Consider the following 25131-nt stretch of genomic DNA (forward strand, 5'->3'; position numbering starts at 1 on the left):
GCGAGCGATCAATAAAAGTGATGCTGGACACGTAAGGTGCAAACGTGTAATGCTCATTGCTATCTTCCATTTTCGCAGCAGTGGCAATCCCCGCACGCTCTACCGGACAAGGAGAGGCAACGATGCCTTTTTCAGAAGTCGTAGTACACGACACCGAACACGGATTCGAGGACGTCACGTCCTGGTTCTTCGAGGACTACCTGAGCCGGTGGGTCACCGCCGGCGCTGAAGGGCTGCCGCCGGAGTTCATCACGGGATATTGGGCGGCGCCCCTCTGGGTCAACAGCGCCGAGGTGGGGTCGGTGCTTCTTCCCACTGCTGAGGCGGTCGTCGAGATGCTCAGCGGGATGCAAAGTCGGCTCCGTGCGGACGGATACTCCCACACGGTGGTTCCGGATCGCCGGATCACTGTTTTCCACGACCGAGGCGCGACGATCGAGGTGATCTGGTCCCGCCGTAGGGCTGATGAGTCCGAGATCGAACGCTTGGCCGTGAGCTTCGATGTCATCAAGCGAGAAGACGGCTGGCGGGCGGTAACAATCCAGAGTAAGAACACGGACGCAAATCGGCTTGATGACGTATGGCCGGTGCATCGTGGGTCGGGGCCTCAAGGCTTCAGCTCGCACGTGACGTCCTCGGGCGTGTCGTATCTGAGCGCTGGTAAGGGCGCGGGGCCGGTGTTTATCTTCACGCCCGGATACCGGGACCGGGCTGAGGCATGGCAGTGGGCAGCGCGGCCGCTAGTCGAGAGCGGACACCGGGTACTTCTGGTCAACCGCCAGTCCGCACCGGCAGGTGAGTTCGCCTCGGCCAAATTATTGGAATTCTACGCCAAGCAGGTCGAGGACGCGATCGAGGATGCAGGACTTTGCGCTGAGCGGGTTGTCCTCGTCGGGCAGTCCATGGGCGGTCCAGTCGCAGAGCTCGCCGCCGTTCGCACGACGGCGAGAGTAGAGGGCCTCGTGCTGGTGAATCCCGCGCCGCTAGGTGGCAGCCAGCTTCCGCCGGAACTCCTGGAGCAAATGAAAGCGGGTACCGCGATCAGCGGGGCCGGGGAAGGTGCAGAGTCTAAGCTCGGGCTCACCGTTCAAAAGGGCGAGGTTGTTCGGAGGCGTATCACTTACTCGATCCCGGAAGAGACGCCCGAGTCTTCACTCCAAAGCCTGGTCTCATGGGTCGAAGGGCACCCTGCTGGTAAACGCAACTCACCCGTCTTGGCGCGCACGCTCTTGGTCGTCACCGACGATCAGTTTTTCGCGGAGGACATGCTGCGCTCCGTGGTGGCCCCGCGATTCACGAATGTTGAGATCGGCGAGGTGCGAGGAGCGGGACACTACCCCCACCTTGAACAGCCCCAGCTTGTTGCAGATCTAATCGGCCGGTTCGCCGAAGAGCTCCGTTGAGCCGCGCAACGCAGCCCATGCAAAACAGGAACGACATAACGATGACCCCGGAAGAACACTGTATCCCCGCAGAAGGCGGCATTGGTCAGCGCGCACGGGTGTATCGGCTCACAGACATCCACCCAACAATCACCATTCCGGCTCGTGACCTTTCCCGGTGGACACTTCGACGGTATGTAAAGCACTTCACTATAGCCGGAATGGCTGCTGGCGCCTGACTCGTCGATCACCTCACAGGACTCCCGTCCTAGAACCGCCCCCTCACCAAGGAGACTTTCATGCACATCAATCCCGACGACCTCGACGCCAAGTCGAACTACAAAATGCTCATCGGCAGCATAATCCCGCGGCCGATCGCGTGGGTTAGCACCATATCGACCAAAGGTGTGCGCAACCTCGCCCCGGTCTCCTTTTTCACCTGCGTCGGGCGCAAGCCTCCACGCGTCTCGCTGTCAATACAGGCGGGAGCCGACGGCAACCTTAAAGACACTTTCGTCAACATTCAAGACACCGGCCAGTTCGTCACGAACATGGCTACCTTCCCCGATGCGCTCAGCGTTCACCGGTCAGCCATCGAGTTCGAACCGGACGAGGACGAGTTCACTCTCCTCGACGTAGACTCGGCACCCTCGCAAGTAGTGCGTCCTCCCCGGGTGAAGAGCGCTCCTATTGCCCTTGAGTGCGAGGTGTTCAAGATCTTCGAAGACCCGAAGAAGATGGGGGCCATCGTTTGGGGGACAGTAGTGAATTATTACGTCCGTGACGACATCTACCTCCCCGAGACCGGGAGATTAGACATCACCGCGCTGGCTCCGATCGGCCGTCTGGCCGGCGAGTACAGCCTCACCGAGACAGTCTTTGTCCCCCCCGTTAACGAAAATTTGATTCAGTCTCGAGAGGGCAAGCGGATGTTGCGGCTTGATGGCCGGAGAGACGACTACTCGCCCATCGAGACCGACACTTGGACGCCGGCCGGCTCCGTGCTGGAACCCTAACCCTGGCGACGGCGCCACCCGCCCTGTCACCCTACCCGGCGGTCAGCAAGGTCACGGATGGCCACACGGCTCACGAACCGAACGCGCCATGACCCGGCAGGTTGATAGGCCTGTCAAAGACCTTGGGCTTGGCAACCGCCGACGTATCAAGCCGTAGTCCCATGCATGTGCACCACAACTGAACACCACAGCGGTCAGGTCCCGACGACGACGTCGGGACGCCATTGACACCGGCTCAACGCCGAGATCGGTAAATAAATATGTCCTTCGCCCACAATACCCGTGCGGTCCCGGCCGCCGCAGCGCCCACGACCGTCCAGCAGCTTCTCGACAATGCCCCCTTCAGCCGCCGTCACGCGGCGATCCTTGGGCTGGCCTTCCTCGCTCTAATGCTCGAAGGGATCGAGCTTCAACTTTGGGCGTTCATCTACCCGCAGATCATCCGTGACTGGGGCACCACCCTCGAAACCGTGACCATGATCGTCACAGCCGGACTTATCACGCTGACGCTCGGTTCAGTCGTTGCCGGTCCTTTAGCCGACCGAATCGGCAGGAAACCGGTAATAGTCAGCGGCGTCGCGCTCTTTGGAGCGGCAACTCTCGCCGGCGCCATCGCACCTGACGAGTTCTGGCTGGGTGCAGCGCGAGCTGCTGCATGCTTCGGCCTCGGCGCTGTCATGCCCCTTCTCGTCACACTCGTCAGCGAAACCATGCCACTGAAGCGTCGCACGTCACTCGTCGGGCTTGTGTTCGCCGGGTTCACCATCGGCCCTGTCATCGTCGGCGCCCTCGCGGGTAAAGTGATTCCGGCTTTCGGCTGGCACGCGCTCCTGGCCGGAGGCGGGATAGTTGCGCTCCTGCTCCTTCCCGTTCTCGCAGTCGCGATGCCCGAATCTCCCGGCTACCTCGCGCGAATGCACGGACGTAGCGAACAACTCGACCGCATCCTTCGACAACTCACCGCGACCGCTGACCTGTCGGCAATCTCATTCGAGCTGCCGCGCGCAGGCCGAACAAGCAACGCCGTGCACGCGGTGCTTTCACGGACGAACTGGCTACGCAGCATGTTGGTATGGTTCTGCTACTTTGTCGTCGCCGGGATTGTGTATATCTTCATCAATTACCTCCCCCTTATGGCGGCCACCATCGGCGTCAGTACCGCCGCAGCAGGCCTTGCAGTGGTCAGTTTGGGAATTGCCGGTGTCCTAGGCTCCCTTTCCATCGGCATCCTCATGACCAAGCTGGGACGCTTCGCCGTCATTGCCGCCTTCCTCGCTCTCGCCACCCTCACAGTTTGGGCTACAGCTGTAGTAGACCTCAACGCCATGACGCTGATCATACTCAGCGCCCTGCTCGGCCTGGCCGTCGTCGGCCTCAACGCAGGAATGAACGCATTCAGCACCACGGACGGCATCTTCCCGCCTGAAGGCCGGGCAACGGGCGTGTCCTGGATGCATGGATTCGGGAAGGCCGGATCCATCGTCAGTGGCATCGTCGGCGGAAGCATGCTCGCCGCAGGGTGGGGTATGGGTCAGATCTATTTTGTCCTTGGCTTCCCGCTCGTCTTGGCAATCATCGCGGTACTTACCCTCGCAGTCATGGTACGGAGATCAGCTCTGTCCCAGATTTCTGCTATCCCGCAGGATGCCGCGGGCGTCCGGTCTGCTGATCCAACTGCGGCAGGGGCTCCGGCGGATGGGCTGTAGCCCAGAAAAAACAAGCGCGGTTTCTCGGCTCGGCCCGTCCGCATGGCACTTCCGTGGAGTCGGTACCGAGGTTCAGGCTTGAGTTTGCACCGGCGGCGCAGGATAAACCTTGACGCAATAGCAGGACAGTGTGTCGTCAATCGAGCCAAAAGTAAGCCTCTAATAAAGTATGATCCTTACGATACGGCGGTAACTAGTCTTTCAGGAGTGATTCAGCATGGTTCAACTCACCTACGAGACCCTGGTCTTGGATGGAACAGCTCGGGCGGAAGGGCAACTTCCAACGGGCGAACGGTTTGTAACGTCCCCATTGACGCTGACGCTGATCAGCGGTGAACGTGACGCGGTGCTGGTGGATGCTCCGTACACCTTCGGTCAGATTGCACGTGTGCGTGGCTGGCTCGAGGACAGCGGCAAGAGGCTGGCCTTCATTTATATCACTCATGGACATGGAGACCACTGGCTGGGGGCCGAAGAATTATTGAAGGACTTCCCCGGGGTTCCGGTGTATGCCACCGAGGGCACATTGGCGATGATGCGCACGGAGGCGGTTGACGGGAGGGCCCAGTTTTGGGATCGCTCCCTGCCAGGGCTCATTCCACCTAGTAGCGTTATCGCTCAACCCGTCCCGGTCGAAGGGCTATGTCTTGAGGGGGAAGCCTTGGAGCCAATAGTTCTAGGGCATACGGACACCGATGACACTACTGCGCTATGGGTCCCTTCCATTCGCCTGGTCGTGGCAGGTGATGCCATCTACAACGGCGCCCATCAGATGCTGCTTGAGACGGGCAATGGCGGACTGGAGGCCTGGTTGGCCGCCATTGACGTCATCGAGTCGCTGGACCCGCTTCATGTTGTCTCCGGACATAAGGCACCGGGGGCGCCTGATGACCCCCGCTGTATCCAGGAGACCCGGCAGTACCTTCTGGATTCCCGTGAAGCGTTAGATCGAGCGCAGACTCCGCAGAATTTCTATGATGAGATGCTGCGCCTTTACCCGCACCGGGTCAATGCATCGCCTGTTTGGTATGGGGCTTTGAGCTTGGTAGGGAATCGGGAAGCCTGATTTGGTTTGGGCGGGTGTCGCATAGGCCGGCCGCAGCATGCCTTCATGCGCTGAAGTGGCAGAGATGCTCTGCCGTTGGAAGGAAAAGTGGACGAGGCGTGCCGTAATGTGGGCAAAGAGGTGCTTGCAGGTCAAGCCAGATTAAGGGCTCTCGGGTCGCCCTGATGTTTCCTCGGGCCATCTCATGACGCCAAGTAGATGGTTGGTGCGGCCTCCGGCGGGGCCTCCTAACGACACGTCTGGCGGCCTCCTAACGACAGAGGGATGTCCTCCCCCGTTGCAGAGGTCGCGCCCCTGCTGGCCTGGACTACGACACCCTTCGGGGCTTTTCCTATTCGGCTGGGTGTTGCTCGAGGAACGGGGTCAGTCGTTGCGCCTAAGGCTTAGGAGGGTCGGACGAGTATGCTCCGTCTTCGCCGACGTCAGCTCGGGTAGCATCGACCTCGAGGATGTTGAGTGAAGTCGCGTGGAGTTGTACCCAAGGCGCGCGAGACATTACCCGTTCGGACTAAACCCAGGCGAGTTGATCCAACCTAAGAGATCTTGGGCGATGGGCTCTACTCAGGATCGATCTGCTCGGGCTTCCGAGTAATGTGCCCCCTGCAAGTTACTAGGCCTTCCCGTTCTCGGTCAGCCAGGACAAGGCAGTAGTACTGCAGCCAGCACTTGAGTGAGCGCACGCATTCAGCTGAGCATTAGACTATTCGTTCTTTATGCGCGGCGCCCAAAACGCCGTATGGCTTTGTGGGCGCCGGTGCTGCTTCAGCAGATACCCGGCGACATGACTAAGGGTTTGGCCGCAGCTGATTCGTTCCTAAGGAGCATCCGGTAGTATGTCCTTACCTTTGGAGGTGAGAAATCTGTATATTGCAAGCGACCGTTACAGTCTGAAGGCCGGCTCTGGGAACATTGGGCTGGTTCAGGACTTCGTCAATACAATTTCTGCTGGGCGGACCATTAGGGGCGTCGACTTGCTCGATAACCCAGAGGATGCTACTGCGTGGGCCTCTGCTGCCTGGCAAGAGCTGGGAGTCCGGGAGAGCGTGCCTGTCCTTGACAATGAAGACCTTGAGCCACTTCGTCGCTTCCGTAGCACGCTGATGTCAGCGCTGGCTGGTAGCGGTGGGACAGGAATGCCTGCTTCGTCTGGGCCATCTGCGGCCAAGGCAACTCTTTCTTTGGAAGACGGGCAAGTCCGTCTCGCATCCGCCGCCGCATCGGGCTACCGCGCCGTAGTCGCTGAAATCCTTCGTGCTTTGTATGATGCGCAGCTGGAAGGAGAGTCCCGCAGGCTTAAGATCTGTCCTAACGAATGGTGCCGCGTGGCTTTCTATGACCGGTCCAAGAATAACGGAGCAATCTGGCATGACTCGTCTTCCTGCGGAAACATCGCCAATGTGCGGGCATCCAGAGCGCGGCAGCGGGATCGGATGCGCGCTCAGTTCTCTGCCAATTGAGCAAAGCTCCCACAGCGGAGGGCTTGGTGTCGGTGTCGAAGCTTGAGTGGCCACGGCCGTGAATCCCAGTCTGCGCTTCGCTGTACTTACCTCTCCCTCGGTCGCGGAACACAAGACACCAACGGTGCCGTTCGGTCACCAGGCTGTGTCTTCCCCGCTGAACACAACTTTGGTCTATGGCTCCCGGGAGGCCATGCTTATCGATCCACCTTGGCATATTGCCGCCGTCGAAGTTGCCATCAATTGGGTAAAGTCTTTTAACATAAAGCTCCGCTCGATATACATCACACATGGCCATGGTGACCACTGGTTAGGTGCGTCTGCAGTTCAAAGCGAGTTCCCAGAGGCCGTGGTGATTGCCACACGCCAAACCCGTGACTACATGTACCGACACTCCCGCCTTCGTCGCGAACTCTGGGACGATCGGTTTCCTGGTCAAGTCGCCAGTGGATCCATCATCGTTCGTCCGATAACTGCAAACCTTCTCCTCCAGGGTGAATCCGTTCAGGTACTGGAACTGGGACATACTGACACGGATGACACGACTGCGCTCTGGATACCGTCAACCCGGCTCATCGTAGCCGGCGACTCTGTATATAACCGCTGTCATCTCGCTCTCAATGAGGTTCGGGATGGAGGTGCCGCACAGTGGCTTGCCGCACTCGATATCCTCGATCGTTTACACCCCGATTATGTGGTGGCCGGACATGCGGATCCCGACGGTGACCACCGTCCGGGCTCCATCGCGGAGACGCGGCGATACATCACGGATTACTTAAGAGCCCTGGAGCAGGGTCTGACCTCTGAGCAACTCTTTGCGCATATGCTGGACAGATATCCCCGGCACGTCAATCCGAAGGCGCTTTGGCGAAGCATTACTTCAACATCAGTCCTCTAAACGGGCCTGCGGTCAGCATGGGAAGACTACAGTTGACGCAAATCCACACCCATCCCGCGTGATTAAGCGCCCGCGATCAGTCTTCCAAAGCCAGGGAGTGTCATCGGATTCGTTGTCCTGCCTCAACTGAAGTGAAAAATCTTCCAGTTTCCGTTCCACTAAAGTTGTCGCACCGCGCCAAGGCGCGACGCCTGCGTCAAGTTAGAAGGAAGCGGACATCATCCGAGGCCGGTGAGGGCCCTGTCGGCGGGCGGCGGGACGGCCTGCGGGTCCGGCGTATCCCTCTGCCGTACGTGAGTTCGACGTCGACGTCACCCAGGGGGTCGATTTGAGGGTTGTGGTAGCTGCCGAACACCCGGAAGGTATGCAGGAACAGTGGCTTTGGGGGTCGCCGTTGTAGGCCCGTGCCCACTCCAGCAGTTCAGACACCAGCCGGTCGGCGGTCTTGCGGCTGATCGGCTTCCCGAAGCTTGCCATCGCCAGCGCGTTGCCCTGGATGGTGGTGTCCCACCAAGTGTCCCCGCGGTGGTCACCTGGATCTTTTCGACGTGGTCGGCGGCTTCCAGCGCGGCGAGCACCGCTGCCGGCTCCAATCCGGTGTCTTCGAGGAGGTCGGCGACGGCCTCGGCAACCATCTCCCGGCCTCTGAACCGGCGGACGATCGCGCAGCCAATTCGGCCGGGAGCCCGGCGATGACGTCAGATTTTCGCTACCCTCACGCCGCAAGCCGACGTGCACCGCGGGCAGGCCGGTGACGCGCGATCCTAAGGCAGGTCTGAGAGCTCAAGGTGACGGCGGCGAAATCCAGGAAGCCGAGGTCAAAAGGATCGCCTGATCCGGTGACTTCGGCAACCCACGCTGCGCATTCCGCGTGGTCGGGATGCTTCGGGTCGGCCAGGAAATCCATGATGCCCCGTCCCCGGCGCCCGGATCGAAGTCCGGGAAGCGGACGAGGACGGCTTCTACGACGTCCAGTACACCGACAACCGAGTCGCCGCCCGGGCCCACCTCTTCGCCGACGAGAACGGCAAGTACGCGTTCTGGGGACTGACTCCAACTCGGTACCCGATCCCGTATGACGGACCCTTGGGCAAAATGCTCGAGTCCGCCGGCAGGTCCCCGGCCCGGGCCTCCCACCTGCACTTCTTGGTCGCCGCACCACAGTTGCGCACCCTCTTGACCCACATCTTCGTCGAAGGCGACCCACAAATCGAAATTGGCGACTCCGTCTTCTGCGTGAAAGCCTCTCTCATCAAAAATTCGAACCCCAACCCGCGGGCGCACCAACCCCTGACGGCCGCGACCTGGGCAACCAGGAATGGGCCCGCTCCCGCTTCGACCTCGTCCTCGCACCCGCCCAGATCTGAACGCGGAACCTTGACCGCCCATCCTGCCCTGACCCTGTTCTGCGACCTCGGCCCCAGAGGCGCGTTGGAGAACTCCGTCCTGCCCGCGTTCACTCAAGACACCGGAACTGCGGTGGATGCCCATTTGCCCCGACCAGCGCCCTGAGTCAGCAGATCACTGCGGGAGCGCGGGCCCGGCGTGATCATCGGCATCACCAACTCGCTGGAACGACTCGGCAAAGGGATCCTCGACGGTAGTCCAATTACACCCATCGCCAAGGCCGGCATCGGCGTCGCCGTTGCCCCTGGCGCCGAGATTCCTGATGTTGCGTCCGTCGGAGAACTCATCAGCGCAGTGACGGCAGCCGATCCGTGGCCTCTACTCGCGCAACGGGCCCAGCCGCATCTACTTCGCAAAGCTGCTACAGGGTCTCGGCATTGCCGAACAGCTTAACGAGCGCGCCACCGTCATCGATCAGGGCTTCACCGCCGCGGCACTGCTCGATGGCCGCGCCGACATAGCAGTTCAACAACAGCTGTCCCTACGGCCCGATCCCGACTACCGAAAGAAGATCCATGGCGATCGCGGGGGGCGCTCCGAATATTGGACACGCTCAATGACGCCATGGTCTTCCAGAGCCCGCAGCCGGCTTGTCAGGATGTCACGAGAGGCACCAGTATTGAGGGCTATCTGGTCGAAACGATGAACGCCCAGGGACATTTCCCGAAGGGCCAGCAGCGCCCACCGCTCCCCCAGCACCTCGAGTCCTGCTGCGATGAAGCACGCCCCTAGGGGCAGTTTTCCCGGTAACGGATGGTGTCATGGCTTCCCTGCTTTCAGTACTTTCTATAAGCATGAAAGTAAGTTCGAAAATCCAACTTACTCCGCTACCGTAGATGTTCTTGGGCTGCATAGTTAGCCCTACCCATCTTCGCCAATCAGCTATCGGAAATTCTTGGGACAGATCTTCGGCAAGAACGCGGGCAATGCCGCCTTTCGATGGGATCTCCAATGTCTCTGCCGTAGCTCACAAAGAGCCAAGTTGCAGGATTTAGCCCTTAACGGCTCGGCAAGATCCCCATAGTGCTCCCCGGTTCACCCGGTCGGGGTGACGTTCAACCATGAAGTCATACAACGCAAGGGTAGTGTCCGTGGTCCGAATCCCGGCCTCGAAATCGAGGATGTACTGGCGCGTCAGTTCGATATGTCGGGGGTCATCGTCCGAGGCGGGGTCTTTGTGGCCGGCGATGATCCGGCTGGGATTGAGAGCTTCAACGGTATCGAGCGCGCGCAACCACGACTGTCGTCCCGCGGCGTCGGATTGGGCCAGCATAAGGTGAACGTTGTTGTAAATGGCATCGCCGGCTACTACAAGCTCCAGAGCGGGCACATGCAGGCAGGTCGTGTTATCTCCATCAGTGTGATCGAGCCGTATGGGAATGACGAGGTTTCCGTCAACAGTCACTTCTTCGTCATCAGCAAGAGGGTTGGCCATGACGATGTTGGACGAGATTTGATCGGGAACCAGCGGATGCCAGAAAGAGGAAAGCACCTCCGGGGAGGATTGCAGCCGCATCTCATCAACCACCTCGGGCAAGGCAACGGCGCGCGCGGAGGGATGATGGCTAAGTATTTCGCCCAAGCCGAACCAGTGATCGCCATGACCGTGAGTGATGTAGATCGACGTTAGGGGCTTCCCCAGCTCGGAGAGCCAGTCAAGCAAATCAGCGGATTGGGCTCGAGTAAAAAGCGGATCAACAAGGAGCCCCTGGTGCTCTCCGAAAATCAAGGTACTCGTCGTGGGGGACCAGTCGCGGACCCGCAGATCCGGCGGCACATCCGGGTTGGTGGTCGGCATTCCGGCGGCGATGTGGACCGCGTAGTCCAACGTTGATTGCTTCATTGCACTCCTCGAATTATGTATTGGCGTCTACCAACTATGACACAGTCATATCACCTATGACTATGTCTTTCAATGCGGAAGGAAGGGGGATCAAAGAGCATGAGGACCGAGTCCCGGACTGACATGTACCCTCCGGCGGCGACGTCGCGGCGCAGGTGTCGTAACGGGGCACGCTCGCGCCCTTCCTCCTGCTGCCGTACGGGTGAGTTCCTGGTGGTTGGAACAGTGTCCAAGGCTTGGTTGGGCTCGACGGCGGGGGCACCTGGGGAGGCGCTGGAGACTGCATGCCCCAAGCCCTTGTTTGGCGACGGCAACCGCATAGGTGCCAGAATTGATGCGAACGGCGGCTGACCAAACCTCCCGCGGCAGTCGTTCGCTACGCGCTCATCGCCGCCCGCCGGCGCCGGGACGCACGCAGATTGGCCGCGTTCCCGCAAATGTGCAGGTCGTGCCAGACGCTGTTGTTGTTGTTCGTGCTGTCGTAAAAAGCGACAGAACACTTCTCGTTCTTGCACAGCTTCAGTCGCCGCCAGTGATCCATCTGGTCGGCCCGGCTAATCTCATAGAGAGCCGCCGAGATGACCCACGAGACATCTTTGCCCTTGGGTACGACCTTCACTGCCCCCGACTTATCCATCGTCACCGAGAGGGACCCACGCATCTCTTGCGCGGCCCACCCTGAAGGCTCAGTGCTTCCAGTGCTTGTGAGGTGGTACTGCAAGTTGTCACGCAGATGCTGCAGGCGCACGAGCCCGGCCTCATCGATCTCGATCACAGGGGCATTCATACCAGAGTGCCGGGCCCATTCCGCCAGTGCGACGGCTAACCAGGCGCGTGCCGATGCCGCGCTCGACAGCAAGTCCGACTGCAGTGGCCTGCCAGCCGAACGCGTATTCAGGATCTCTTGGACCAAGACGAGAGGGCTGGCGACTATGCGCTCCGTGTATCGCTGGCTGGCCAGTAGTGACATAGGGATAGTATACAAGCTCCTGTCGTCACCGGTAGCCCGAGTCGATGCAGGGCGCACTGAGGACGGCGCAGCCACTGAACACGCGTGACAGATGCCGACCCACAATCCTTGTGCGACAAGCCTGTATCCGTCAGTGACTGTTGTCGTTCATCGTCTCCGAATGGAGTATCAGGCGGATTGGCGGACCGCGCGCAGGGCGCGGTCATAGAGGTCGAAAACGTCAACCTGTCCACCCAGGCGCACCCATTCTCGAAACGCTACCTGCAGGCACGTGATCGCCGTGGCCGCAACAGCTCGCGCCTCGAAAGCCCGGTGATCCGAGGCTTGAAGCCGCTGTTCGATCAGGGGTGTGAGGAGGTCCTGCCAGCGGGCCTGTTTCTCAGCGTGACCGGCCCGCAGGGACTCGTTGCCGAACAGGAGGGTGATCACCTCCAAGCGCCGCTCAGGGCTAGCCTCGATTTCCTCGAGCACATTAAATGCGGCGCGCAGGGACTCCCAAGGGTCCTCGTCGACAGGACGTTCAGCGAACCTAGCAGCGATCATCTCGCCCTGTTCGGACAGGCCGCTAAGCGCAAGATCCTCCTTCGTGCCGAAATAGTTGAACAAAGTGCGGCGAGAAACCCCCGCCGCAGCGGCAACCTCCTCGACCGTGGTGTCGTCATAGCCCTTGGCGGAGAACAGCTCAAAGGCCGTACGGGCAAGGAGGGAGCGCACGACTGCGCGCGTTTGCTCACGAATGGGCGTCAGCTTCTGAACCATGCACTGATTGTACTACACTTCACTGAAGGTAGATATTTGCACTTAGTGCACCAATCTGCGTAGGATGTATTTTATGAGCAAAATCGACTATTCCAAACAGACAATCATCGTTACCGGCGCCAGCTCCGGCTTGGGCGCCGAGTTCGCCCGGCAACTCGCCGCCCGAGGCTCGAGCCTCGTGTTGGTAGCCCGCCGCGCAGATCGGCTCGAGGCACTGGCCGACGAGCTGACCCGGGCCCACAGCGTCACGGTGACCACCATCGCCCGCGACCTCGGCCTGCCGGACGCTGGCCGCACCCTGCGCGAGGAGCTGGAGTCGCGCGGCATCTACGCCACGGGACTGGTCAACAACGCCGGATTCGGCACCCACAGCTCGTTCACCGAGGAGGACCCGGACCGGCTGCAGGACATGATCGCGCTGAACGTCGGCGCACTGGTCGACCTCAGCCGCGCGTACTTCGAGCCGCTGGCCGCGGCCGAAACCGGCGTCCTGATCAACGTGGCGAGCCTGCTCGGGTTTCAGCCGACGCCCTACATGAGTGCGTACGGCGCCACCAAGGCCTTCGTGCTCAACTTCACCGAAGGTCTGTGGGCGGAGGCCGGTGGCACGGGGCTGCGCGTCCTCGCTGTCTGCCCCGGCGCCATGGACACTGAGTTCTACGACGCTGCTGGCAGCCAGAACGCGGACTACGGAACGAAGCGGCTGACCCCTGAGGCGGTCGTCAACAAAGCCCTCGCCACCTTGGACCGTCGCTCCGCACCGCCTTCGGTGATCACCAACGGCCGATCCCTCGCCCTCGCGACCAAGTTGCTCCCGCGCCGGCAGGCCGTCCAGATCATGGCCCGATTCGCCCGCCGGCCGCACACGCAGGCCCCCGTCGCCCCCGCCCACAGCTGAGGAACACCATCATGACCACCGACCTCACCACCGACCTCACCCCACAGTCCATCGACGCGGAGCGCTTCAAGCACATCCTCACCACTCAGCGCTCCGCCTTCTTGCGCGCCGGAGCACCGTCCTTGGCGGCGCGGCGAAGCGACCTGAAGAAGCTCAAGGCCGCACTTATCGCCCGACGCGCCGACATCGAGGAGGCCATCAACGCCGACTTCGGCAATCGCTCCCGGCACGAGACCGCGATGATGGAAGTCCTGGGTGTCGTCCAAGGTATTGACTACCTCATTCGACATCTGCGCCGGTTCATGCGACCGACTCATCGCCACATCGCTCTGTCGATGCGTGCGGGCAGCAATCACATCGAGTACCAGCCGCTCGGCGTGGTCGGGGTTATTTCGCCGTGGAACTACCCTGTCAACCTGTCGCTGATGCCCGTGGTTACCGCGATCGCAGCGGGCAATCGAGTGATGCTCAAACCCTCGAAGTTCACCCCGGCCACAAACGCCCTGCTTGCGTCGATGATCGGCGAGATCTTCTCCGAGGATCAGGTCGCTTTGGTCTCAGGTGACGGCGCCGCGTTCTCCTCGCTGCCGTTCGACCACATTGTCTTTACCGGGAGCACCGCGGTCGGGAAAGCTGTCATGAAAGCAGCGAGCGAGAACCTCGTCCCGGTCACGCTCGAACTCGGCGGAAAGTCGCCGACGATCGTGGCAAGGGGTCGCGTCCAGGACGCGACGGTGTCCTCCATCATCTTCGGGAAGCTCCTCAGCGGCGGGCAAACCTGCATTGCCCCTGACTACGCATTAGTGCACGAATCCGACATCGACACCTTCGTCCAGAGCTACGATCGGCTGGTCAAGGTTGCCTACCCCGATGGCCCGACAAGCAAGGACTACACCTCGATCGTCAATGAACAGCAATATTCTGTCCTTATCGACCTGCTCGACGATGCACGGGACCGCGGGGCGCGGATCATCGAGGTCGGCCACCGGCCAGGCGAGGCTTCCAATCGTCCCCACACCCTAGCGCCGACAGTCGTGCTGGGCCTTACCGATGAAATGCGGATCGCCGAGGAGGAGATCTTCGGCCCCATCCTGCCCATCTTCTCCTACAGGACCATCGATGAAGCCATCGACTACGTGAACGACCGGCCGCGCCCGCTCGCGCTCTACTACTTTGGCCGGGATGACGCAGACCGGCGCAAGGTCCTCGAGCGTACGACGTCCGGCAATGTCACGGTTAACGGGACCCTCATGCATGTCGCGCAGGATGACCTGCCATTCGGTGGCGTCGGCGACAGCGGCATCGGCAGGTACCACGGCATCGAAGGATTCCGAACCCTCAGCCACCCCAAGGGCATCTTCATACAAGGCCGCTGGAGCGCCCTCAATCTTCTGCGGGCCCCCTTCGGCAGGCGCGCCGACGCTCTTCTGAACTTCTTCCTCCGCTGAACGGGCCGCCCCAACCGCGCGCCCGGATCATAATATACGCACAAAAAGCAAGCCTGAGCCCGGGCTCCGAGACATCATCCAAAACGCCGGACTACGCTCAGGCGCCAGCCAGGCGGAAACGCTCGAACTGACGGTGAGAGTTTCGGTGCGGCGACTCCCGTAGTGCCCGCAGGCTGCCCCTGCAGTCGCATTGGTTGGCTTGGCGGCGCCTGAGGGGAGTGAGATCAGCCGGGCCCGGATCCGTGCGCCGATCACCGGGCGCAGTTTCCACGAACCAATGCTGCCATGTAATCGCGATCACACAACCCCCTTGTGTGACATTGGCAAAAAGCCTATGCTTATGTCACATGGGAAGAGTGTGTTGGAGCCGACAAACATCGACCGCACCTGATTCACCCAATGCAATTGTCAAAGGAGACACGTAATGAGCACCCCTGCCACCCAGCCGCAGAAAGTCGTCCTGGTTCACGGCTACATGGACGACGGTGAAATCTGGGCCAACGTCCGCGCCGGGCTTGAGGAACGGTCCATCGCTTCCCTTGCTCTTTCGCTTGCCGGGATGGGCGACCGGACCGACGACGCCGGGCCCTATACCCTTGACCGTTGGGCCGACGATCTCGAATCCCAACTCAAGGGGGTCGAGGGTCCCGTGATATTGGTCGGCCACAGCATGGGCAGCCAGATCGCCGAGCTTGCCGCCGCGCGGCTCGGCGATCGAGTCCGTGCGCTCGTTCTTATCAACCCGATTCCCCTCGCCGGCACTCAGCTGCCGGCGGAGCAGATTGCGCCTTTCCAGCAGCCTGATCTTTCCTTGGAAGGACAAAAGGGGTTTCGGCGTAGCTTGTCGACGACCTTCCCGGACGCGGAGCTGGACCGCCTGTCCGCCGTTGCCTTGAACGTAGCGCCCACCACCATCGCCGCCACCGCAACCGCCTGGAACGACGGGCATCCCGACGGTAGGGGACCGAGCGGCTACCGGGGCCCGGTCACCATCCTGCGCGGAGCCAACGACCCCTTTGTCACCACTGAAATCGTCTCCTCGTACGTCGCACCTCGCTTTGAACACGCGACCGAGGCCAGCATTCCCGACGCCGGCCACTGGCCGCACGTGGAAAACCCGGCCGCCGTGGCGGCCAAGATTGCGGACACTGTGACCACTGAATCCGCGAACGAACGCCCCGCCCAGGCGTGGCAGAGCGCTTTCGAACAAAAGAGCGAAGAAGGCTTCGCCGCGGCCCTGGCGCTCGACGTCCGCCTGGAGGCCAGTGCCCTGGCCAAACCCGTTCAGGGTAAGGACAAGATCAAGGCTGTGATGGCAGCGGTCAGTGGTGTTTACGAATCACTTGAGTTCGTTCACCAGGTCCAGGACGGCGAACGCACGTATCTCGAATGGCGGGCCGCCGCGTTCGGAGGCTTCGCGATGAAGGGCATCACCATCCTCAAGCGTGACGAAGCGGGGCTCATCGCCGAGATCGCTATCCATCACCGTCCGCTGGGTGCCGTCATGCAGATCGCCTCCAAAGTCGGGCCTACCTTGGCCGGCGTCCTTACCCCTGACTACTTCACTTACACGGAAGGCAAATAACATGACCGAACGTATCGACGTCGAGATCATCACCGACGACGGCCTGACACTGCGAGCCTGGCTGTACCTGCCCCGGCATGCGGGCCCACGACCTGCGATTACCATGGCGCACGGGTTTGGCGGCACCCGTGAAATGGGCCTGGACCGATACGCGCGCAAGTTCGCGGACGCAGGATTCGTGGTCTTGGTTCACGACCACCGCTCATTCGGAGCCAGCGACGGCGTTCCACGTAACGACGTCGAGCCATGGCGTCAGATCGCAGACTGGCGCCGCGCGATCAGCTACCTGGAGACCCGGCCGGAAGTCGACGCCGGACGCATCGGGGTCTGGGGTACGAGCTTTGCCGGGGGCCACAGCATCGTGCTCGGCGCGACAGATATGCGCATCAAGTGCGCTGTCGCGCAGGTGCCGACTATCAGTGGGTTTGAGCAGTGGCAGCGTAAAGTGGCGCCCGAGCGGATCGAAGGATTTGAGCTCACCGCACTGGAGGATGAACGAGCGCAGGCGACCGGCGCTGAGCCCCGGTATGTGACCACCATCGGTGACGGTCCTGGTTCGGCCGCACTCTTCACCACTGCAGACGCAGTGCGCTTCCACCGTGATTTGGTCCCGCCGGGCGATATGAACAACACTGTCACCCTTCGCTCCAACCGGGCATCCCGCCTTTACGAGCCGGGCGTATGGATAGAACGGGTCTCGCCCACGCCGCTAATGATGATTGTGGAAACTGCTGAAACGGTAATTCCGGCTGACATCCAGCTGGCCGCCTATGAGCGGGCTCTGCAGCCCAAGGAATTGGTGCTGCTGCCCGGCGGTCACTTCGACGCCTACGACGTGCAGTTTGACGAATCAAGCGATGCGGCCCTCTCGTGGTTCAGCACGCACCTTGACCGCACCGCCACCGCCGCCTAAGGACCCAACATGCCACACCTGACCGTAGACTTTGATGATGGATTGGCAACGCTGACCCTGTCCAATCCACCACAGAACCGCATCGACGACGAGCTCATCGAGGACCTGTCTTCTGCTCTGGACAAGTTCGCCCCGAATGGCACCCGCGCGGTGCTGGTCACCTCGGAAGGTCCTGATTTCTGCTTCGGCGGAGAGATCTCAACCTGGCCGGAAGCCTCCCAAGCCGAGCTGAAAACCAGTATCGGGCGCGGCCTCGCCGTTTTCAACCGCTTCGAAACAGTCGATGTCCCGGTCGTCGTCGCAATCCACGGCCACTGTTTGGGCGGCGGTCTTGAACTCGCGGTCCGCGGAGACATCATCTTTGCCGCAGACACTGCACGCTTCGGACACCCGGAGCAAACTATCGGAATCGTGACGTTGTTGGGCGGTGTCTATCGTGTAGCCGAGCGCGTCGGGGCCGCCCGAGCCATGGAATGGGCGATGACCTCAGAGTTCGTTACCGCAGCCACCATGCGCGAGGCCGGGCTGATTAACAGGGTGGTTCCTGAACCTGATCTGCTCAAGGAGGCGACAGCGTTCGCGCGCCGCCTGGCTGCCGGCCCGACCCGCGCCCATGGGGTTCACAAGGCCCTGCTGCGGGAGTGGAGGAAAGGCGGCATCGCGGCTGCCGACGCTGCCCTCATCGAACTCGGCGTGCCGTTGTTCGAGACCGATGACGCTTCCCGCGCCCTACTGGCGGCTCGCTCCGCCCTCCAAGCGGGCGCGCCGCGTCCCGCGATGAACTTCCAAGGATGTTGAGGAACCCCACATGATCATTGACCCGACCGACCTCGATGCAGCTTCGAACTACAAATTGCTGATAGGAAGTGTCATTCCGCGGCCCATCGCCTGGGTCAGCACCGTCTCGAAAGACGGCGTCGGCAACCTGGCGCCGATCTCCTTCTTCACTGTCGTCGGGCGCAAACCTCCAAGGGTCTCGCTCACGCTGCAACCTCGCGCGGACGGTGTCAACCTCAAAGACACGTTCGTCAACATCCGCGACACCGGAGAGTTCGTCTCGAACATGGCGACCTTCCCACACGCCGCAGACGTACAGCTGTCCGCCGTCGACTACCCGGCCGATGTGGACGAGTTCGAAGTCCTGGGGCTCGACGCGGTGCCGTCAACCGCCGTCGTACCGCCACGCCTCGCGGAAGCGCCGATCGCGCTTGAATGCAAAGTGTTCAAGATCTTCTCTTCCCCCGATGGCCTGGGAAATGTGGTGTGGGCGGACGTCGTCCGCTTCTACGTGCGCGATGATCTATATCTCCCGTCCGGCCGCATCGACATCCCCGCGCTCTCACCCATCGGGCGACTCGCGGCAGAATTCAGCGTCACGGACACCACTTTTGTGCCTCCGCTGGAACCCGACGAACTCCTGCGCAGGAGTGGCCAGCGAATGCGTCGACTCGACGGCCGCAACGACGACTTCGCTGCCGTAGACTCAGTCGCCTGGTCAGCTTCCGGCGCCGTCGCCGGGGACTAAGCACAACAGCGGTCCCGACGCCGAGGAGGAACAAGCACCTCCCCTTTTGCGCTAGGAGCGGGCCGTGGTCATCTCCGTTAGTGCGGCCATAGTGGTCCTTCTTGGCGTTCTCCGCCCTTGGTAACAAAAACCACGGCTGACCCTTGGGCGGATGGTCAAGCCCTGCGGTGGGGGCTCCTGCAGACGGGTCTCCACTCGTTCCTGGAACTGCCGGGATTCTCTTCTTCATGCTTACCGACATGGAGTTGGGTGCTCTGGTTCAGCACCCGCATGGAGAACCAGCAGACAACAGCCGGCCGGGCGCTCAACTGCGCTGCCGGTGAGGGCGAGCGACCCGGGGGCTAAGGAATTAGGCGGGCTTCGCGGGCGTCCGGCCGCGCTGGGTAGTTGATATGCATCGCAACCACCTTCCGCGTTGCCGCCAAGGTGTCGGCGTTGACCCGCTTCAAGATCCTCTTCTCATCAAGTACGAAATCGTATACAATCACTTATGACGCGCGTCACGATGATTCGCCAACCTGGCCCTCGCGCGGAACTCCGCGGCCTTAGTGCCCGAATCGTACTGCCCTACATTCTTGGACCGATCCGGAAACGAACGTTCGAATACAGAACAGCCTTTGCGTCCTAAGCCCACAGTGAAGTGAGGAAACCCCGTGCAATTCCACCATCACGGTTACGTATCCGGCGACCCGCGGGTCCAGCCGGCTGGCCGCGTCGGACTCAACCGCCCCGAAGAGCTTCCGGACGAAATGGACGTGCTGATTGTAGGCGCCGGACCGGCAGGAATGCTGGCCGCTGCGCAACTGTCGCAGTTCCCCAACATCGCTTCCCGCATCATTGAGCGACGTCCGGGGAGGCTCGCCATCGGCAAAGCCGACGGGATCCAGTGCCGCACTGTGGAAACCTTCCAGGCTTTCGGGTTTGCTGAAAGAATCATTGCCGAGGCATACCAGATCACTGAAACGGCATTCTGGAAACCGGACCCTGCAGACCCCTCCCGCATCATCCGCACTGCCCGCACCCCAGATGATCCGGCCGGGATCAGCGAGTTCCCCCACCTCGTCGTTAACCAGGCCCGCGTGCTGGACTACTTTGCCGAATGCATGGCCTACTCGCCCACTCGGATGAAGCCCGACTACGGCTACGAGTTCCAAGGACTGAAGGTGGGAGGCCAGGGCGACTACCCGGTTACTGTGACGCTGCTTCACACTGCGGGTCCGAATGAGGGTCAGGAGCGCACCGTGAAGGCGAAGTATGTTGTGGGCGCGGACGGCGCGCGGAGCCAGGTGCGCCGGGCGATCGGCTGCACGCTGGCCGGCGACCAGGCCAACCACGCCTGGGGCGTCATGGATGTACTGGCCGTTACGGACTTTCCGGATATTCGCTTAAAGTCCGCGATCCAGGGTGAAAAGGGCAGCATCCTTTTGATCCCCCGAGAAGGGGGCCATCTGTTTCGGATGTACGTGGACCTGGGCGAGGTGGACCCGAACAACAAGGGGGCAGTGCGCAGCACCAGCATCGAGGAAATCCTCGACAAGGCCAACGACATCATCCACCCCTACACCTTGGACGTGCGGGACGTGGCCTGGCACAGCGTCTATGAAGTAGGCCACCGGCTGACGGACCGGTTCGACGACGTCCTGCCGGAGGACCGCAGCACCCGCACCCCACGGGTGTTCATCACCGGTGACGCCTGCCATACTCACAGCGCCAAGGCCGGGCAGGGCATGAACGTCTCCATGCAAGACGGCTTCAACCTTGCCTGGAAGCTCGGCCACGTCCTTGAGGGCCGCGGCCCCGAAAGCCTGCTCTCCACCTACTCTGAGGAACGCCAGGTGGTCGCCAAGAACCTGATCGACTTCGATAAGGAATGGTCCACTCTGATGGCCAGGAAGCCCGAGGACTTTGCAAGCCCCTCGGAGCTGGAAGATTTCTACGTCAGGACGGCCGAGTTCCCGGCGGGTTTCATGACCCAATACACCCCCTCCATGCTGATAGGAACCGCTGAGCATCAGGACCTGGCCACGGGATTCCCGGTGGGCAAGCGCTTCAAATCCGCGCCGGTCGTGCGGGTAGGGGACGCGAACCCGGTGCACCTGGGCCACCATGCCAAGGCCGACGGGCGCTGGCGGATCTACGTTTTTGCCGACCTTGCCCGGCCCGGGACAGCCTCAGCCACGGATCAGCTCGCCGAATGGTTCGCCGAATCGCCGGAATCCCCGCTTGCCGCCACGCCGGCAGGGGCCGACCCCGATGCCTGGTTCGACCTAAAGGTGATCTACCAGCAGAGCCACCACGACATCAGCTTCGGCGCCGTTCCCGCCGTCTTCAAACCCGAGGTAGGCCCGTTCAGGCTCACGGATTACGAAAAGGTATACGCCGCGGACCAAAAGGAGGACATCTTCGAGCAGCGCGGACTGAACCGCAACGGCGTCGTTGTGGTGGTCCGCCCGGACCAGTACGTGGCAAACGTCCTGCCACTGACGGCAACGGCCGAGATCTCCGCGTTCTTTGCACCCCTTCTGCAGCCACAGCGACAGAAGGAGCTTCTATCCGCGACGCTGCCCGCTGTGTCCTCCACCGCTCCGGTAATTTCGCTCACCGCCTGACCACGCGCTGTCGGCTTCCACCCGGCAAATACTGCACCGCAATCGCGCACGACTTGACGGCTGGTGGCAGTCCCTCGTGGGGCTCTCGAAGACTGACGAGGCAATCGCTGATGAATTCTTTGTCCATTTAGTGGACTCTTTAGTAAAGGAGATAGAAAATGACGGGCGCCGGAACGACGAAGAACCCTGTTATTTACCCACCTCTTAATATGCCGAATACCGTGGCCCGCTCAAAGATCGAAATTTGGAGTCAGGGAATCAGGCTTGATGGTGATCTATATCGACCTAAGCAACTCTCTGCTTCGTCTGAAGTGCCTGCCGTCGTTTTGTGTCACGGGGTTGGTGGTGACAAACGGACAGCGGAGCGATATGCGGCAGCATTCGCCGAAGACGGCATGATTGCGCTCTGCTTTAGCCAGGCAGGTTGGGGCACATCAGACGGGCGCTTGTATACGGCACGCCAAATAAATGTTCCGAGCAGCGACCGACCTGAAGAAACCATTCAGATTCGAGAAGCCCGAGAATTGATCGATCCGGTTCTTTGGGCAGACGGCTGCCGCTCCGCACTTGATTATCTCGAAGGTGAGCAAAATGTCGACCGTCAGCGGATGGGGCTTTGGGGAACCAGCTACGGCGGCGGGATTTCTGCGTCCGTTGCCGCAGTCGATTCTCGAGTTAAAGCATTGGCCGTCCAGGTGCCAGCACTTGCACCCACTTCTCAGTTGCATATGGAGAAAGGAGCGGAGCGAGCTATTCAGATTGCTCGAGGTGAAATTCCATACGTTCCCCAGGGTGATTCGTTGCCCGGACTGCGGGGCACGCCTTTGTTTGAACGGATGGGCAGGTTCAATGTTGCCGATCAGATTAACGACATTACCGTCCCCACATTGATCATTGATGCTGGGGATGAGGAATTGTTTGATATATCTACGAGTGGCGAGGCTGCGCACAACAAAATTAAGTCGAATGGAGTTGACAGCTTTTATGAAGTGATTCCCAATATAGGACACTATGGAATTTATTTTGACGGTTTTAGTAGAGGCTGCGAGCTTGCGCGTGGTTGGTTTGCAAAATACCTGTAGCCGATTTATTTAGGTTGCGGTTCAGAGTTTTGTCTTTTCTTTTTGCCACAGATACTGGCACCTTTCCCGCTGCCGCGGTGGGTAGAAAAAGCAATCATTCCTGAGGCAAAGCTTGTCTAAGCGTCGCATGCTCTCAGTTGGCATTGACCGACCCTACCCGTCTCAGTATAGGGAAAGGCGCAATAATGCAACTTTAGGAAAGGCTAGACTGTGCGATTGATGCTTTATTCTAGCAGATTAGCTTGTTTTATCTAATAGAAAAGGCTGGAGTGTAGTCACGGATTGAATATGGCGTCGAAACTAGGTGCCGGACTCGCCGACATGGCCTACATTTCCGGCCCTACGGATCGCACCCCGAGACGGGACCGGAATTTCATGAACTGCTGACGGCCTATTACATGGGTGCAATCATCGAAGTGCGCGCCGTCGATAACGCGGTCGTCCATGGCCTCTACGCAGTCAGCGAAGAGACTGGCGGCTTCCACGGGGCCGCATACATGACCGGAACCTCACTCGGAAAAGGTGCCGTTAATCGCGACAAAAGGATACTGAAAGAACGCGGTCGGTTCAGCCAGGTTCCGCCCTGGTGCGGGAGCAGGTGCCGGTGTTCCTCTAGACCAGCGGGGGCACTCAGATGCCGTCAACTGAGTGCTTCCGCTCTGAGAGACTTTGGAATCTTCGGCGGTTGATTGTCAGGTTAGTCAACACCCCAACCTGACGTTAAAGCAGCCTGACGTGGGAATACTTGGCTTGTGAGCGGGGCCCCACGAGAACTTCGTCGCCCGCTCCGATGACGGTAGGCGCCTGCCCCAAGACGCCTCACCTAAATGCAGTTCTCTGGACCACTTTGACCACTCGGGGACCTTTCCCTCATGTCTTCTCTTCCTAGGGCTGTCAGGATGGGATCAAAGAACGTCATGAGCCGCTGTAAGGCAAACGGAATTTCACGCTACTGACGCCCGCACAGGACTGCTGCCATCTCCGGCTGGACGCATTCGGAAACCCGGTATAGTGGGAGCACTACGACCGGTTCCGCCTACTTCGGTAGGTCTAGGGCCGGTCTTCACTTTCCCTGAGCTGGAGGCTCAGTTGCCCGCACCCGGTAAGGCCTACAAGACCTACGAGGAGCAAGTCGACCTCCTAGCCTCCCGCGGGATGGCCATCGCGGACAGGGAGGCTGCGATCGAGCAGCTTCAGCGCATCAACTACTACCGCTTGAGCGGGTACTGGTATACATTCAGGCGCCAGAGACCTTCAGGCCGTGATGATAGCTTCTACCCCGGTACGTCATTCACCGATGTCGTCAGCCTTTACGGTTTCGATGCGCCGGATCTGGTGTGGCTGCATCGGGGGCATCGGCGGCGGGCGGTCCGGCGCCTGGAATTGCGATTTTTTCATCAATGCAAAGAATCACGGCATTCTCCGGCGGGGCCAGGTAAAGGCCCACGACGTCGGTGACCTTCGCGACCAGTTAGGGCCGGTGGAGAATTTGAACGTCCCTGCCCGCCAGGGCTGGACCCCGTATTCCCGCCATGCCCGGGCCACCGTCGCGTTCCCGAGGCCCAGGTGCGTGGCCAGCAGTCGCGAGGACCAGTGCGTTACCCCGTACTTCTTCGGCGGTGCCAGCAGGGTCGCGGCCACGATGACCCGGTGGTCTGTCCGGCGCGGGCGTCCCGGGCGGTCCTGGTCATGCAGCCCTTCAATCCCCGCTGACTTTGTACCAGTTGCGCCACCCGATGACCGTGGTGCGGGTCGTCGCGATCCGTTCGGCGATCACGGTGTTCGGCAGGCCCTCGGCGGCCAGCATCACAATCCGCGCCCGCTGCGCGAGCCCTGCCCGTCCTGCAGTGGACCGGGACAATCGCAGAAGCTCTTCGGAATCACCTTCACGAAGACCCAGGGCACCCGCAGGTCGATTAGCCATAACGAATCTTCCCAAACACCCAAGCGTCTAAATATCAACGGCACGCGACACTAGGGGTCTAAGGGAACTGCCAGTACTTCACTACGCTCTTGAGCGGGACGGGTACGAGTTCCTGGATTTCTTCGAACGTGCAGCCGAACGTTTCCCGGACAGTCACTCCGTCGGGGCCGGTGAGGAACACTGCTTTATCGGTGTAGACGCGGGTGACGCAGCCGACGCCCGTGAGCGGGTAGGTGCACTGTTCCACGAGCTTGGAGGCGCCGTCGCGGGTCAGCAACGTCATCATCACAAACACGTCCTTGGCTCCCGTGGCCAGGTCCATGGCTCCACCGACTGCGGGGATCGCGTCCGGGGCGCCGGTGTGCCAGTTCGCGAGGTCGCCCGTCGCGGAGACCTGGAACGCACCCAGAACACAGATGTCCAGGTGCCCGCCGCGCATGATCGCAAAGGAGTCGGCGTGGTGGAAGTAGGACGCACCGGGGAGTTCGGTCACGGGGATCTTGCCTGCGTTGATGAGGTCGCCGTCGATCTCGTCGCCTTCGGCGGCTGGGCCCATGCCGAGCATCCCGTTCTCCGTGTGGAGGGTGATGTTCTGCTCTTCGGTGAGGTAGTTGGAAACGAGGGTCGGCTGTCCGATGCCCAA

At 60.9% G+C, this 25131-nt stretch carries 22 protein-coding genes and 1 pseudogene; 16 read left to right on the forward strand and 7 right to left on the reverse strand.

Annotated elements, in window-relative coordinates:
* Positions 1-122 precede the first annotated feature (122 nt).
* The 6 genes from AB0N65_RS10100 (at position 123) to AB0N65_RS10125 (ending at position 7525) form a co-directional block, all read left to right on the forward strand.
* On the forward strand, positions 123-1403 hold the full coding sequence (locus tag AB0N65_RS10100; RefSeq protein ID WP_364160681.1) for an alpha/beta hydrolase: 1281 nt from the start codon (positions 123-125) through the stop codon (positions 1401-1403).
* Positions 1404-1681: 278 nt separating this feature from the next.
* On the forward strand, positions 1682-2398 hold the full coding sequence (locus AB0N65_RS10105; RefSeq protein WP_364160683.1) for a flavin reductase family protein: 717 nt from the start codon (positions 1682-1684) through the stop codon (positions 2396-2398).
* A 260-nt stretch (positions 2399-2658) separates the two neighbouring features.
* Positions 2659-4104 carry an MFS transporter gene (locus AB0N65_RS10110; protein ID WP_364160685.1) on the forward strand — a complete coding sequence of 482 codons (1446 nt, stop codon included), beginning with the start codon at positions 2659-2661 and terminating at the stop codon, positions 4102-4104.
* Between the two features lie 217 nt (positions 4105-4321).
* Entirely contained in the window at positions 4322-5170 is an 849-nt protein-coding gene (locus AB0N65_RS10115) for an MBL fold metallo-hydrolase (RefSeq protein WP_364160687.1), read from the forward strand.
* 833 nt (positions 5171-6003) lie between these two features.
* Positions 6004-6627 (forward strand): CGNR zinc finger domain-containing protein, encoded by a 624-nt coding sequence (locus AB0N65_RS10120; RefSeq protein ID WP_364160689.1) that lies wholly within the window; start codon positions 6004-6006, stop codon positions 6625-6627.
* A gap of 145 nt (positions 6628-6772) precedes the next feature.
* A complete protein-coding gene (locus AB0N65_RS10125; protein WP_364160733.1) occupies positions 6773-7525 on the forward strand; it encodes an MBL fold metallo-hydrolase in 753 nt (250 codons plus the stop codon).
* 715 nt (positions 7526-8240) lie between these two features.
* Here the strand turns inward: AB0N65_RS10125 and AB0N65_RS10130 are convergent.
* Positions 8241-8432, reverse strand: coding sequence for a hypothetical protein (locus AB0N65_RS10130; protein WP_364160691.1), 192 nt, complete (start codon positions 8430-8432; stop codon positions 8241-8243).
* 5 nt (positions 8433-8437) lie between these two features.
* Between AB0N65_RS10130 and AB0N65_RS10135 the strand changes: the two are divergent.
* Positions 8438-8892 (forward strand): annotated as a pseudogene (locus tag AB0N65_RS10135) (hydroxyquinol 1,2-dioxygenase); the annotation flags it as partial.
* A 538-nt stretch (positions 8893-9430) separates the two neighbouring features.
* Here AB0N65_RS10135 and AB0N65_RS10140 read toward each other — a convergent pair.
* From AB0N65_RS10140 to AB0N65_RS10155, 4 genes are all read right to left on the reverse strand, one after another.
* Positions 9431-9631, reverse strand: coding sequence for a helix-turn-helix domain-containing protein (locus AB0N65_RS10140; protein ID WP_364160693.1), 201 nt, complete (start codon positions 9629-9631; stop codon positions 9431-9433).
* A 292-nt stretch (positions 9632-9923) separates the two neighbouring features.
* A complete protein-coding gene (locus AB0N65_RS10145) occupies positions 9924-10775 on the reverse strand; it encodes an MBL fold metallo-hydrolase (protein WP_364160695.1) in 852 nt (283 codons plus the stop codon).
* A gap of 376 nt (positions 10776-11151) precedes the next feature.
* Positions 11152-11550, reverse strand: a complete 399-nt coding sequence (locus AB0N65_RS10150) for a CGNR zinc finger domain-containing protein (protein ID WP_364160697.1) — start codon at positions 11548-11550, stop codon at positions 11152-11154.
* 363 nt (positions 11551-11913) lie between these two features.
* The gene (locus tag AB0N65_RS10155) at positions 11914-12504 is read right to left on the reverse strand and encodes a TetR family transcriptional regulator (protein WP_364160699.1); all 591 of its coding nucleotides are present in this window, start codon (positions 12502-12504) and stop codon (positions 11914-11916) included.
* 64 nt (positions 12505-12568) lie between these two features.
* Between AB0N65_RS10155 and AB0N65_RS10160 the strand changes: the two genes are divergently transcribed.
* The 9 genes from AB0N65_RS10160 (at position 12569) to AB0N65_RS10200 (ending at position 24022) form a co-directional block, all read left to right on the forward strand.
* Positions 12569-13402 (forward strand): SDR family oxidoreductase, encoded by an 834-nt coding sequence (locus tag AB0N65_RS10160; RefSeq protein ID WP_364160701.1) that lies wholly within the window; start codon positions 12569-12571, stop codon positions 13400-13402.
* Between the two features lie 11 nt (positions 13403-13413).
* The gene (locus AB0N65_RS10165) at positions 13414-14850 is read left to right on the forward strand and encodes a coniferyl aldehyde dehydrogenase (protein ID WP_364160703.1); all 1437 of its coding nucleotides are present in this window, start codon (positions 13414-13416) and stop codon (positions 14848-14850) included.
* Between the two features lie 424 nt (positions 14851-15274).
* Positions 15275-16435 carry an alpha/beta fold hydrolase gene (locus AB0N65_RS10170; RefSeq protein ID WP_364160705.1) on the forward strand — a complete coding sequence of 387 codons (1161 nt, stop codon included), beginning with the start codon at positions 15275-15277 and terminating at the stop codon, positions 16433-16435.
* A 1-nt stretch (position 16436) separates the two neighbouring features.
* A complete protein-coding gene (locus AB0N65_RS10175) occupies positions 16437-17348 on the forward strand; it encodes a CocE/NonD family hydrolase (RefSeq protein WP_364160707.1) in 912 nt (303 codons plus the stop codon).
* 9 nt (positions 17349-17357) lie between these two features.
* The gene (locus tag AB0N65_RS10180; RefSeq protein ID WP_364160709.1) at positions 17358-18146 is read left to right on the forward strand and encodes an enoyl-CoA hydratase/isomerase family protein; all 789 of its coding nucleotides are present in this window, start codon (positions 17358-17360) and stop codon (positions 18144-18146) included.
* A gap of 10 nt (positions 18147-18156) precedes the next feature.
* Complete coding sequence (locus AB0N65_RS10185; RefSeq protein ID WP_364160711.1) at positions 18157-18873, forward strand: flavin reductase family protein; 717 nt, start codon at positions 18157-18159, stop codon at positions 18871-18873.
* A gap of 653 nt (positions 18874-19526) precedes the next feature.
* Positions 19527-21482, forward strand: a complete 1956-nt coding sequence (locus tag AB0N65_RS10190; protein WP_364160713.1) for an FAD-binding monooxygenase — start codon at positions 19527-19529, stop codon at positions 21480-21482.
* Positions 21483-21640: 158 nt separating this feature from the next.
* A complete protein-coding gene (locus tag AB0N65_RS10195) occupies positions 21641-22564 on the forward strand; it encodes a CocE/NonD family hydrolase (protein WP_364160715.1) in 924 nt (307 codons plus the stop codon).
* A 1155-nt stretch (positions 22565-23719) separates the two neighbouring features.
* Positions 23720-24022 carry an Abi family protein gene (locus AB0N65_RS10200; RefSeq protein WP_364160717.1) on the forward strand — a complete coding sequence of 101 codons (303 nt, stop codon included), beginning with the start codon at positions 23720-23722 and terminating at the stop codon, positions 24020-24022.
* Between the two features lie 241 nt (positions 24023-24263).
* On the opposite strand, the gene AB0N65_RS10205 is transcribed toward AB0N65_RS10200, so the two are convergent.
* Together AB0N65_RS10205 and AB0N65_RS10210 are read right to left on the reverse strand one after the other, a co-directional pair.
* Positions 24264-24488: a helix-turn-helix domain-containing protein gene (locus AB0N65_RS10205; RefSeq protein WP_364160719.1), complete on the reverse strand. Its 225-nt coding sequence runs from the start codon at positions 24486-24488 to the stop codon at positions 24264-24266.
* 58 nt (positions 24489-24546) lie between these two features.
* The coding region (locus AB0N65_RS10210) for a 3-oxoacid CoA-transferase subunit B (RefSeq protein ID WP_364160721.1) at positions 24547-25131 on the reverse strand (585 nt) is incomplete at its 5' end.

The sequence above is a fragment of the Paenarthrobacter sp. NPDC089322 genome (genome assembly GCF_040684895.1).
Lineage (GTDB): Bacteria > Actinomycetota > Actinomycetes > Actinomycetales > Micrococcaceae > Arthrobacter.